This window comes from Cellulosimicrobium sp. CUA-896 (genome assembly GCF_001942335.1).
Classification (GTDB): Bacteria; Actinomycetota; Actinomycetes; order Actinomycetales; family Cellulomonadaceae; genus Cellulosimicrobium.
Map to the genome: position 1 here is coordinate 1 of NZ_MKKH01000053.1, position 11,816 is coordinate 11,816.

11 protein-coding genes and 2 pseudogenes are annotated in these 11,816 nt (G+C 76.6%); 5 read left to right on the top strand and 8 right to left on the bottom strand.

Annotated elements, in window-relative coordinates:
- The 3 genes from BJF88_RS23815 to BJF88_RS22385 all read right to left on the bottom strand — a co-directional run.
- Window positions 1-488, bottom strand: a 488-nt coding sequence (locus BJF88_RS23815; RefSeq protein WP_369824631.1) for a UvrD-helicase domain-containing protein, incomplete at its 3' end; no start/stop codon positions are given.
- Window positions 374-1,009, bottom strand: a complete 636-nt coding sequence (locus tag BJF88_RS18530; protein WP_075829314.1) for a UvrD-helicase domain-containing protein — start codon at window positions 1,007-1,009, stop codon at window positions 374-376. The genes BJF88_RS18530 and BJF88_RS23815, both read right to left, overlap by 115 nt.
- Window positions 1,010-1,059: 50 nt before the next feature.
- Entirely contained in the window at window positions 1,060-1,506 is a 447-nt protein-coding gene (locus BJF88_RS22385; protein WP_255372053.1) for a DUF3152 domain-containing protein, read from the bottom strand.
- 920 nt (window positions 1,507-2,426) lie between these two features.
- On the opposite strand from BJF88_RS22385, the gene BJF88_RS14415 reads away from it, so the two are divergent.
- The gene (locus tag BJF88_RS14415; RefSeq protein ID WP_255372055.1) at window positions 2,427-2,885 is read left to right on the top strand and encodes a hypothetical protein; all 459 of its coding nucleotides are present in this window, start codon (window positions 2,427-2,429) and stop codon (window positions 2,883-2,885) included.
- Window positions 2,886-2,976: 91 nt separating this feature from the next.
- A complete protein-coding gene (locus tag BJF88_RS14420; RefSeq protein ID WP_075829318.1) occupies window positions 2,977-3,201 on the top strand; it encodes a DUF3107 domain-containing protein in 225 nt (74 codons plus the stop codon).
- Window positions 3,202-3,322: 121 nt separating this feature from the next.
- On the opposite strand, the gene BJF88_RS14425 is transcribed toward BJF88_RS14420, so the two are convergent.
- Window positions 3,323-4,039: a ferritin-like fold-containing protein gene (locus BJF88_RS14425; protein ID WP_083649161.1), complete on the bottom strand. Its 717-nt coding sequence runs from the start codon at window positions 4,037-4,039 to the stop codon at window positions 3,323-3,325.
- Between the two features lie 377 nt (window positions 4,040-4,416).
- On the opposite strand from BJF88_RS14425, the gene BJF88_RS14430 reads away from it, so the two are divergent.
- Window positions 4,417-6,132 carry a DEAD/DEAH box helicase gene (locus BJF88_RS14430; RefSeq protein WP_075829319.1) on the top strand — a complete coding sequence of 572 codons (1,716 nt, stop codon included), beginning with the start codon at window positions 4,417-4,419 and terminating at the stop codon, window positions 6,130-6,132.
- Window positions 6,133-6,203: 71 nt separating this feature from the next.
- Here BJF88_RS14430 and BJF88_RS14435 read toward each other — a convergent pair whose 3' ends face one another.
- From BJF88_RS14435 to BJF88_RS14445, 3 genes are read right to left on the bottom strand one after another with little or no spacing between them, the layout of a single operon-like run.
- Window positions 6,204-7,400 (bottom strand): MFS transporter, encoded by a 1,197-nt coding sequence (locus BJF88_RS14435; RefSeq protein WP_075829320.1) that lies wholly within the window; start codon window positions 7,398-7,400, stop codon window positions 6,204-6,206.
- 9 nt (window positions 7,401-7,409) lie between these two features.
- Complete coding sequence (locus BJF88_RS14440) at window positions 7,410-8,042, bottom strand: MarC family protein (protein WP_075829324.1); 633 nt, start codon at window positions 8,040-8,042, stop codon at window positions 7,410-7,412.
- A 43-nt stretch (window positions 8,043-8,085) separates the two neighbouring features.
- Window positions 8,086-8,925, bottom strand: coding sequence for a PHP domain-containing protein (locus BJF88_RS14445; RefSeq protein WP_075829321.1), 840 nt, complete (start codon window positions 8,923-8,925; stop codon window positions 8,086-8,088).
- Between the two features lie 155 nt (window positions 8,926-9,080).
- Here BJF88_RS14445 and BJF88_RS14450 point away from each other — a divergent pair, with 155 nt between their 5' ends.
- The gene (locus BJF88_RS14450; protein ID WP_075829322.1) at window positions 9,081-9,974 is read left to right on the top strand and encodes an alpha/beta fold hydrolase; all 894 of its coding nucleotides are present in this window, start codon (window positions 9,081-9,083) and stop codon (window positions 9,972-9,974) included.
- Window positions 9,975-10,038: 64 nt separating this feature from the next.
- A pseudogene (locus BJF88_RS14455) lies at window positions 10,039-11,612 on the top strand (aminopeptidase P family protein).
- Between the two features lie 23 nt (window positions 11,613-11,635).
- Here the strand turns inward: BJF88_RS14455 and BJF88_RS20565 are convergent.
- Window positions 11,636-11,816: pseudogene (locus BJF88_RS20565) on the bottom strand (hypothetical protein); the annotation flags it as partial.

Here is an 11,816-nt window from a genome sequence, read left to right on the forward strand (position 1 = left end):
AGCGCGTCGGGCTGCCGCCAGGCGGTGCCGAGGACCGCCACGCGCGCGCCGCAGCTCTCCCGCGCGCCCGGCCGCGACGCCGGGCGCGGAGGCGCGGCCCACGAGGCCGGGCTCGCGCCGCGGAAGCCCTGGACCGCCGCGTCGGGGTCCGCCAGGAGCACGAGACGGGCGCCGTCGTCCTGGAGGACGTGCAGGAGCCGCGCGGTCGCCACCGTCGCCTCCTGGTAGTCGTCGACGACGACGAGGTCCCAGCGGGGCCGCGGCACGTCCGGTACCTCGTCGTCCCAGGCGAGCAGCGCCTCGGCGGCCTCGTCCACGACGACGGCGGGGTCGAGGCGCGCGCCCGCGTCCGGCGTGCCGGCCCGCAGCGCCGTCACGTCGAGGTACTCCCCGTACAGCTGTGCGCCCAGCACCCACTCGGCCCGCTCGTGCCGGCGCCCGAGCGCCTCGAGCTCGACAGGGGCGAGGCCGCGCTCCGCGGCCCGCATGAGCAGGTCGCGCAGCTCCTGGCGCAGCCGCGCAGCCCCAGCACCTCCGCCGGCAGCCCGTCGGGCAGCGCGAGGGGCGCGCCCTCGCCGGCGAGATGTCCCTCGAGGAGCTCGGCCAGCACGAGGTCCTGCTCCGGGCCCGAGATCAGGGTCGGCGGCGGCTCGCCCAGTGCGACCGCGCGCTCGCGCAGCACCGAGAAGGCGGTCGACGCCGCGGTGCGCACCATCGGCGCCCCGACCGTGCGCCGCGCGTGCGCGGAGAGCCGGTCGCGGGCGGCGGCGGCAGTGCGCCGGGTCGCGGCGAGCAGCAGCACGCGGCCCGGGTCGGCACCGCCCGCCAGCGCCTCGAGGACGACCTCGTGCGCGACCAGCGTCTTGCCCGTCCCGGGCGCGCCGACGACCAGCGTCGCGCCCGGCAGCGCCGCGGCCTCCACCGCCGCCCGCTGGGACTCGTCGAGCTCGACGCGGGTCTCGTGCGCCGCGTCACGCGGGACGAGGCGGGGCGGGGTGGTCCGGAGCACGGTCCTGATCCCACCACGGGCCTCCGACAGCCGCGGGGGCGGGGCGGGCGTTACGGCGACGGCCACCCGTTCGGCAGGCAGCCCTCCGTCGTGATGGTCTGCTGGACCATGACGGGAGCGACGGCGCCCGGCGCGGGGCACGACTCGTGCCCGTGCCCGAGCACGTGGCCCACCTCGTGGTTGACGAGGTACTGGCGGTAGGTCGCGACGTCGTCGCCGAAGTCGGCCGCGCCGCTCACCCAGCGGTGGAAGTTGAGCACGGCCGTGCCGCTGGCCGAGCTGCCGCACGAGTACAGGCTCTCCGTCTGCAGCGGGGCGCACAGGCGATCCGTCGTGACCGGGCTGGCGAGCACGACCCGGATGGACGCGTCGTCCGCGGCCGTGCGCGAGAACGTCACGCCGTCCGTCGCGCCCCAGCCGCGCGGGTCGTTGAGCGTGGCGAGCACCGCCTGGGCGAACACCTCGCCGTCGACGGGCAGGCCCTCCTCGACCTCCACCCGGACCGGGCGCACCGTGCCCGCGCCGGCGCCGGCGCCTCGCCCGGCACCACCGCGAACGCGCCGCCGAGGTCGGGCACGACCTCCGTGCCCAGCAGGCCGGAGCCCGGCTCCGCGGCGGGCGGCTCCGGTGCGGGAGGAGCAGTCGTCGGCGGCACCTCCGGAGCCTGCGGGACGTCGACCGGCGGGGCGGTCGGCGCGAGCGGCACCGGGTCGGAGGGCCGTGGCGACGGCTGCGCGGTGGGCACCGTGAACGGGAGCGCCAACGGGTCGCGCGCGCGGGTCGAGCGGCTCGCCGTCGCCTTGCTGCGGGCCTCGGCGTCGCCCTCCCCCGCGACGGCACCCGGGACCGCGTCCGCGAGCACGGCCGCCGCCGGCACCATCCCGTCGCTCAGCCCGGGGACGTCCCACGTCCTCGCGGTCGCCGCCCCCGCGACCAGCCCGACACCCAGGCAGCCGAGCACCGCGGCGAGGTGCCAGGGCCCCCGTCGGCGGGCACGGTGGGGACGTCGGTCCGCCGGGGCGTGGTGGGGAGGCACGGCGCCATCGTCCCACTCCTCGCGACGCCTGGTCGAGCCGGACGGGTCGCGCCGTATGCTCCGCAGCATGTCGGGAGCGCCGGTGCCTGCGGGACACGCGGTCGCGCGCGCCGGGACGCGGACGCGGATGCCCCGCACGCAACGTCGCGCGCAGCTCCTCGCGATCGGCGAGGAGCTCTTCGCGTCCCACGGCTACCACCACATCTCGATGGACGACATCGCGGCCCGTGCCGGCGTGGGCAAGCCCGTGCTCTACCGGCACTTCCCCTCGAAGCTCGACCTGTACCTCGCCGTCGTCGACGCGCAGGGCGACGAGCTGGTCCGCACCGTGCACGCCACGCTGGACCCGTACCGCGCGCCCCGCGGCGCGGCCGGGGAGACGTGCTCGCCCGCGAGGGGCTCGCCGTGGTCGAGGGCGTCGTGCGCGCCTACGTCGCCTACGCACGCGCCGCGGGGGGCTCCTCCGCCCTGCTCTTCGAGCCCGACGTGCTGCGCGACGCGGCGGTCCGCGCGCGGGTCCTCGAGCACGACGCGCGGATCGCGCGCACCTTCGCCGACGTCCTCGCGCGCCTGACCGGGCTCGCGGAGGGGGAGGCGCTCGTCGTCGCCCGCACGTGCACCGCCGTAGGCCGTGCCGCCGCGGGCGAGGCGGTCCGGCCCGACGGCGCGGCCGGCGCCGAGGACGTCACGCGCCTCGTGCCGCGCCTCGTCTGGGACGGCGTGCACGGCCTGGTGCGACGGCCGGGCGGCCCGCGGGCGGGCGCGACCGGAGCCGTCGACGCCCCGGGCGAGACGCGGCACGCAGGGACCGCCGGCACGGCGGACGGCGCGGGAATCTGACTACTATCGTTCGCGTTGCCGCCGGTGGGCCAGCCCGTCGGCGGCCCGCCGTCGACCCGCCGCGTGCGCGCGGCCGCTGTGAGGAGAACCCGTGGAAGTCACCATCGGTGTGCAGAACCTGGCTCGTGAGCTCGTCGTCGACACCGACCAGTCCCCCGAGTCCGTCGCCAAGGCGGTCTCGGACGCGCTGGGCGGTGCGCCGGCGTTCGAGCTCACCGACTCGCGCGGCCGGCGCGTGATCGTGCCGACCGCCTCGCTCGGGTACGTCGAGATCGGCACCGAGGAGCAGCGCAAGGTGGGCTTCGGGTCGCTCTGACCCTCAGGACCACCGACCGGGCCGGACGCCGTGCGCGTCCGGCCCGGTCGCCGTCTCCGGCTGATCGTCGTCCCCGGCCGGTCGTCGTGCTGGGCCGCTCGCCGTGTCCCGGGTCGTCGCCTCAGGCCGCGAGGCCCAGGCGGTCCATGCGCCGGGTGTGACCGGCCGTCAGGCGCGCGAACACCCAGGGCTGGACCGGTGCGGGCGGCTCCTCGCCGCCGCCCTCCGCGCGCGCCGCCTCGAGCACGAGCCGGTCGAGGGCGGGGTGGTCCGACAGCGCCGACCCGACCGCGCCCAGCGCCTCCCCGACGAGGCGCCGGCCCCACAGCGCGAGCCGGGACGCGAGCACCGGGTCCGACGCCGCCGCCTCGGCGATGACGGGCGCCGACCGGTCCGCGGGGGCGTCCTGCGTGAGCGAGCCGACGACGACGTCGCGCGAGCGCTCGTCGAGCGCCTGGGCCGCGACCAGGCAGAAGTCGTCGGCGACGCCCTGGCCGACATAGCCCTTGAGGATGCCCTCCCACCAGCTGCTCGGCCGCGTGCGGGCGTCGAAGTCGTCGAACAGCCCGTCGAACGGCGCCATGCAGGTCTCCGGGTCCCCGCCGAGCTCCGCGACGCGCGCGAGCACCGCCTCCTGGCGGTCGAGCAGCGCCGCCGCCATGCGGGACAGCGCCTGGCGCTGCCCGAGGGTCGGCGCGTGGGCGGCGTCGCCGGCGAGCCGGCCGAAGCTCGCGAGCTCGGTGTACGCGACGAGTCCCAGCAGCTGCAGCGCGTCCGCGGTCGCCGTGGTCGTCAGGCCGGGAGCGTTCGGGCCGGTCACGTCGTCCGCGTCAGTCATCCCGCCAGGATAGTGGCGTCGAGGACACGGCCGCAGGAGTGCGGGCACGTCCCGCCGCGCGCCTTCGAGCGCCCCGCGCCCGCCCGCCCGGCAGGCCTCCCGCCGCCCCCGCCCGGCGTCCGATACCATGGACCGGTACATCGGTTGCCCGGTCGTCCTGACCTCACGCGCCCGTCCCGGCCCCGGCCGGCACGAGGGCGACGCCCGTCCCCGTGCGGCGACGGCAGGCGTGGGTCCGCTCGACGGACCCCTGCCACGAACCTCCGCGATCGGCTGCCGGCCACAGGCGCGTACGACCACGCCCGGGTCCGCCCGGCGCCGGGGCCATCCGGTCCCGCCGCGAGGAGGTCGCGCGCCGGAACGAGACAGAGGCACCAGTGACCACCACAGACGCGACCACCACGGACGCCACGCCCGACGTGAGCGCCGACGCGCGCAGCGTCGCCGCCAGCGTGCAGGCCGACGACACGTCCTTCGCGGACTTCGGCGTCCGCCCCGAGATCGTCGACGCGCTCGCCGACGCGGGCATCACCCACCCCTTCCCCATCCAGGCCATGACCCTGCCGGTCGCGATGTCGGGGCACGACATCATCGGCCAGGCCAAGACCGGCACGGGCAAGACGTTCGGCTTCGGCGTCCCGCTGCTGCACCGCGTCGTCGCCCCGGGCGAGGACGGCTTCGACGCGCTGCCCTCCCCGGGCAAGCCGCAGGCCATCGTCGTCGTCCCGACGCGCGAGCTCGCCGTCCAGGTCGCCAAGGACCTCGAGACGGCGTCGCGCCGCCGCAGCGTGCGCGTCGTCCAGCTCTACGGCGGCCGCGCGTACGAGCCGCAGGTCGAGGCGCTGCAGCGCGGCGTCGAGGTCGTGGTCGGCACGCCCGGCCGCATGATCGACCTCATGAACCAGGGGCACCTCAACCTCACGCGCGCGCAGACGGTCGTGCTCGACGAGGCCGACGAGATGCTGGACCTCGGGTTCCTTCCCGACGTCGAGAAGATCCTCGCCCGCACGCCCGCGCAGCGGCACACGATGCTCTTCTCCGCGACGATGCCGGGCGCCGTCGTGTCCATGGCGCGCCGCTACATGAAGCAGCCGACGCACATCCGGGCGATCGACCCGGACGACGACGGCCGCCAGACCGTGAAGAACATCGAGCAGGTCGTCTACCGGGCGCACGCGCTCGACAAGATCGAGGTGCTCGCCCGCATCCTCCAGGCGCAGGGCCGTGGCCGCACCATCGTCTTCGCGCGCACCAAGCGCACGGCGGCCAAGGTGGCCGACGAGCTGACCGACCGCGGGTTCGCGGCCGGCGCGATCCACGGCGACCTCGGTCAGGGCGCGCGCGAGCAGGCGCTGCGCGCGTTCCGCAACGGCAAGATCGACGTGCTCGTCGCGACGGACGTCGCCGCGCGCGGCATCGACGTCGAGGACGTCACGCACGTCGTCAACTACCAGTGCCCCGAGGACGAGAAGACGTACCTCCACCGCACCGGCCGCACCGGCCGCGCGGGCAACAAGGGCACCGCGGTGACGTTCGTCGACTGGGACGACGTGCCCCGCTGGTCGCTCATCGACAAGGCGCTCGGCCTCGGCATCCCCGAGCCCGTGGAGACGTACTCGACGTCGCCGCACCTGTTCGCGGACCTGTCGATCCCCGAGGGCACGAAGGGCCGGCTGCCGAAGGACAAGCGCACGCTCGCGGGTCTCGACGCCGAGGAGCTCGAGGACCTCGGCGAGACCGGCAAGCGGCACTCGCCCGCCGGCCGCGGCGAGCGGTCCGGGCGGGGCGAGCGCGGCGGCGAGCGCTACGGTCGGGGCGAGCGCCGCGGCGACCGTGCCGGGCGCGGGGAGCGCGGCCGCGACGACCGCCGCGAGGGCGGTGAGGGACGCCGGGGCGGCGAGCAGCGCGACGGCGGGCGCACCGGCGAGGGCGGCGAGCAGCGCGACGGCGGGCGCACCGGCGAGGCCGGCGACGCCTCGGCCGCGACGAGCGAGGGCGGCGAGCGTCGTCGTCGCTCGCGCAACCGGCGCCGCACGCGCGGCGGGAAGCCGGTCGAGCGCACCGAGCAGGGTGGCGCGCCCTCCGCGGAGTAGCACCGCAGCGAACCGTCCGGGAGCCCGGGTCGCCGCGTCGGCGGTGGTCCGGGCTCGTCGACGTCCCGGCGTCAGTGCACGTGCGCGTCGCGGCCCGCGAACCAGGTCGCGACGCCCTGCACGGCGGCGACCCCGACGAGCAGCAGGAGCGGCGTCGTCCACGAGCCGCTCGCGTCGTGCGCGAGGCCGACGCCCAGCGGCCCGAGCGCGGCGAGCACGTAGCCGGCGCTCTGCGCCATGCCGGACAGCTCGGACGTCTGCTCCGCGTCGCGGGCCCGCAGCGCCATGAGCGTCAGCACGAGGCTGATCCCGCCGCCCTGGCCCAGCCCGACCAGCACGACCCACAGCGGCGCCACCGCGGGCGCGAGCGCGATGCCGAGCAGCCCGCCGCCGACGAGCACGACGAGCGCGACCCCGATCCCCCGCTGCCGGCGCATGCGACCGGCGAGCACGGGCGTCGCGAACGACCCCGCGATGCCGACCATGTTGCCGAGCGCGAGGAGCCACCCCCCGGCCTCGGCGGTGTACCCGAGCCCGACGAAGATCTCCGGCAGCCACGCGTTGGTCGCGTAGAACGACAACGACTGCGTCCCCATGACGACGGTCACCGCCCAGGCGAGCGGGCTGCGCCAGACCGACCGCGCGAGGGGCAGCCCGGTGCCGGGGCGGAACGGCGTCGGGCGGTGGGCGACGGCGTGCGCCGCCCGCGGCGCCCACACGACCGCGCCCGCGACGGCCAGGAGGCCCCACATGGCCAGCGCTCCGCGCCAGTCCAGCCCCGCGGCGTCGGCCACGGGGATGGTGAGGCCCGCGGCGAGCGCCGCCCCGCCGGACAGCGACATCGAGTACAGCCCCGTCATCAGCCCGACCCGGTCGGCGAAGTCCCGCTTGACGAGGGCGGGCAGCAGCACGTTCCCGAAGGCGATCGCGCACCCCGCGACCACGGTGCCGGCGAACAGCGCCCACGTGGTCGGGGCGAGGCGGACCGCGAAGCCCACGCACAGCAGCACGAGGCTCGCGCACAGCACGCGCTCGAGCCCCAGACGGCGCGCGAGCACCGGCGCGACGGGCGCGAGGATCCCGAAGCACAGGACGGGAAGGGTCGTCAGCAGCCCCGCCGCCGCCCCGCTGAGGCCCTCGTCCGCGCGGATCTCGCCGAGGAGCGGCGAGACGGCGACGACGGCGGGCCGGAGGTTGAGCGCGGCGAGGACGATGGCGAGGACGGCGCCGAGCGCGAGCGGCCGGCGCACCTGCGCGGGGACGGACACCGCTGCCTCCTACGCCGTCTGCACGAACTCGGTGACCGCGTCCGCGACGAGCTGGACGGCGATCGCGGCGAGCAGCAGGCCGGCGATCCGGGTGACGAGGATCGTGCCGGAGTCGCCGAGCACGCGGTTGATCACGTTGGCGAAGCGCATGGACAGCCACAGGCACACGTGCACGGCCACGACACCCGCGGCGATGGCGACCCACTCCGCGACGCCGCCGCCGCTCTCGCCGGCACGCTGGACGAACACCATCGTCGCGACGATCGCGCCCGGCCCGGCGAGCAGCGGGGTGCCGAGCGGCACGAGCGCGACGTTGACCCCCTTGTTGCCCGACGGCTCCGGGTCCTCCATCTTGCCCGTGAGGAGCTCCATCGCCACGAGCAGGAGCAGCAGGCCGCCCGCGGTCTGGAGCGCGGGCAGCGAGATGTGCATGTAGCTGAGGATCTGCTGGCCGAACACGGCGAACGCGACGATGACGCCGAACGCGACGAGGATCGCGGTCCGGGCGGCCTGGTTGCGCTGCTTGGCGCCCATCGCGCTCGTCAGGCCGAGGAACACCGGGACCGTGCCCGGCGGGTCCATGATGACGAAGAGGGTGACGAAGACCTCCGTGAAGAGGCGGAGGTCGAAGACGTCGCTCATGCCGCGGCCGCCCGGCCTCGCCCCGACCCGCACGCCTGGCCGCTCACCGGATCACGTCCAACTGTCCCAGCTCCTCGATCTGCTCCAGCACGGTCGGTGCCGTCGTGTTCTCCCCGAGCCGGTTCGGTTTGCCGGCCCCGTGGTAGTCGCTCGACCCGGTGACGAACAGGCCCAGGGTGCGGGCCATGTCGTCGAGCCGGGCGCGCTGCCGCTCGTCGTGGTCGCGGTGGTGCACCTCGAGCCCGGCGAGCCCCGCCTCGGCCATCTCCTCGATCACGGCGTCCCCGACGACCCGGCCGCGACGGTCCGCACCCGGGTGGGCGAAGACGGGGACGCCACCGGCCGCACGGACGCCGCGCACGGCGGCGGCCGCGCCCGGGGCGTGGTGCGGCACGTAGTACGGCGTGCCGGGCGCGAGGATCGTCGCGAACGCCGCGGAGCGGTCGGTCGCGTGCCCGGCCGCGACGAGGGCGTCCGCGATGTGCGGGCGCCCGATCGTCGTGCCCTCGGCGGTCTGCGCGAGCACATCCTCCCACGTGATCGGGTAGTCCTCGCCGAGGAGCTCGACCATCCGGCGGGCCCGGTCCGTGCGCGCGTCGCGCGTGCGCTCGAGCTCGTCGAGCAGCGCCGCGTGGGCCGGGTCGTGCAGGTAGGACAGCACGTGGACGCTGATCCCGCCGGATCGCGCGGAGATCTCGGCGCCGCGCACGAGCGCGACGCCGGTGCGCAGGGCCGCGTCGGTCGCCTGGGCCCAGCCGGCCGTCGTGTCGTGGTCGGTGAGCGCGAGGACGTCGAGCCCGGCGGCCGCGGCCGCCTCGACGACCTCCCCGGGCTCGTCCGTGCCGTCGGACGCGGTCGAGTGGGTGTGGAGGTCGATGCGCACGGGAGCCAGGATAGTGAGCCGTCCTCCCCCGACGTCGGCGGCGGACCGTCGCCCGGGCGGACCGTCGCCCCGGGCACCGGACCCGCACACGATGTTCACGCCGGGAGCGGCCTCCCCCCATGGCCGTCCCAGGTTGGGGTGCGAGGGTCGAGGGGATGACTTCCACGACGCTCCTGCCTCCCCGGGCCGGCGGTGACGCCGGCACCGCCCCCTCAGGCGACGACCGCGCGCACGCCCCCGCGGTCGTCTTCGTCCACGGCATGCGCACCTCCGGCGCGATCTGGGACCGGCAGGTCGACCACGTGCGCTCCCTCGGTCACGACGCCGTCGCCGTCGACCTTCCCGCGCACGGCGCGCTCGCCCACGAGCGCTTCACGCTCGACCGCTCCTTCGAGGTGATCGACGACGCGGCCGCCTCGTTCGGCCCGGACCGCCGCGTCGTGCTCGTCGGGCTCTCCCTGGGCGGGTACACCTCGCTCGCCTGGGCGGCCCGCCGTCCGGCGAACCTCGCCGGCGTGGTGGCGGCGGCCTGCACGTCCGACCCCAAGGGCAAGCCCGTCGCGCTGTACCGCGACGTGGCGCGGCTGATGGTCGCGGGCGGCGGCGCCGTCGGGCGTGGCGCACGGTGGACGGCCCGGCGCGGCGCCGCGGCGTGGTCCGCGATCGCCCGCGCGGGCCGCTCCCACCCGGGCGGCATCTCGCCGTCCGGTGCCGCACCGCTCGGTGGCGGTCCCTGGGACCTCGCGGCACCGGCACCGCACCGACCGGGCTGGGAGATCGTCACCGACGCCCTCACGCAGCTCGCGGGCAGGTCGTGGCTGGCGCACGTGCGCCGCCTGGACGTCCCCGTGTGGCTCGTCAACGGCGCGCGCGACCACATGCGCCTGGACGAGCAGCGCTACCTCGCGGCGGCGGCCGACGCCGCGCTCGTCGTGGTGCCGCGCGCCGGGCACGACGTGAACAGCGAGGCGCCGGAGGCGTTCAACCGCGTGCTGGGCCGGGCGCTCGCCGACTTCCGCCGGGAGCGCGGTGCGACACTGGTCGCATGACCGACGCCACCCCCGTCACCTCCGAGACCCCCGACCAGGCGCTGACGCGGCGCAGGACGTCGCGGTGCGCGGCAGCAACCGCTCCCAGCGCCCGGACTCCGCAGCCTTCAAGGCCTTCATCACGAGCGGCTGGGCCCCGCGCCGGACGCTCGACGTCCAGACGTCGCCTGCGGCGTCGTTCGCGGCGGCGCGCCGGGCCGCGCTGTCCGCCCGGTTCCCGGGCACGCGCCTTGTGGTCCCCGCCGGACCGCTCCGCGTCCGCTCGAACGACACGGACTACCGGTTCCGCCCGCACTCGGCGTTCGCGCACCTGACGGGCTCCGGCTGGGACACCGACCCGGACGCGGTCCTCGTCCTCCACCCGGTCGAGGAGGGTGCGGGCGACCCCGCGGGACCGGACGACGGCGCCCGCACCGCGCACCACGCGGTGCTGTACGTGCGCCCGCTCGCCGCGCGCGACACCGAGGAGTTCTACGCGGACGCGCGCTACGGCGAGTTCTGGGTGGGCGCCCGCCCGTCGCTCGACGACGTGACGACCGCGACGGGCGTCGAGGCCCGCCACGTCGACGGCCTGCGCGACGCGCTCGCCAAGGACGTCGGTGCGGACGGCGTGCACCTGCTCGTCGTGACGGGTGCGGACGAGGGCGTGGAGGCGCTCGTCGAGGCGATCCGTGCCGAGGCGGGCCTCGACTCCGAGGCCACGGCTACGACGTCGGACCAGCAGCTCACCGAGGCCGAGTGGCTGGAGCGCGCCCAGGCGATGTTCCGGCGCACGGACGCCGCGCTCGTCGAGGCGGTCTCCGAGCTGCGCCTCGTCAAGGACGCGTACGAGGTCGAGCAGATGCGCGCCGCCGTGGACGCGACGATCGACGGCTTCGCGCAGGTCGTGCGCACGCTGCCGCGCGCGCTCGAGCACCGTCGGGGCGAGCGCGTCATCGAGACGACGTTCGACGCGCACGCCCGCCTCGAGGGCAACACCGTCGGCTACGAGACGATCGCGGCCGCGGGCGAGCACGCGACGACGCTGCACTGGATCCGCAACGACGGCGTCGTCCGGTCCGGCGAGCTCGTGCTCCTCGACGCCGGCGTCGAGGTCGACTCCCTCTACACCGCCGACGTGACGCGCACCCTGCCCGTGGACGGGGAGTTCACCGACGTCCAGCGCCGCGTCTACCAGGCGGTGCTCGACGCCGCCGACGCCGCGTTCGCCGTCGCCGTCCCCGGCGCGCGGTTCCGCGACGTCCACGCCGCGGCGATGGAGGTCGTCGCGGCACGCCTCGAGGAGTGGGGACTGCTCCCGGTGAGCGCCGCCGAGTCGCTGTCCCCCGAGGGGCAGCAGCACCGCCGCTGGATGGTCCACGGCACGAGCCACCACCTCGGCCTCGACGTGCACGACTGCGCCCAGGCCCGTCGCGAGCTCTACCTCGACGGCGTGCTGGAGCCGGGCATGGTGTTCACCATCGAGCCGGGCCTGTACTTCAAGGCCGACGACCTCGCCGTGCCCGAGGAGTACCGCGGCATCGGCGTGCGCATCGAGGAGACGTGCTGGTGACCGCCGACGGCAACGAGAACCTGTCCGCGGCGCTGCCCCGGCGTCCGGAGGACGTCGAGGCGTGGATGGCCTCGCTGCGCGGCTGACGTCGTCGCGCGGCCGGCGCCGGTCAGGCGGGGGGCGGCGTCGGGCGCTGCGGGTCCTCCGGGGCCGGGGGGCGCGGAGCGGACGCGTCCTGCGGCACCGGGGGCGTCTGCGGCGCCGCGGGACCGTCCTGCGGGTCCGGCGTCGGGCGCATCGCCCCGTAGCGCGGCTCGCCCGAGGCGTGGTCCAGCGCGGGTCGGGCGTCC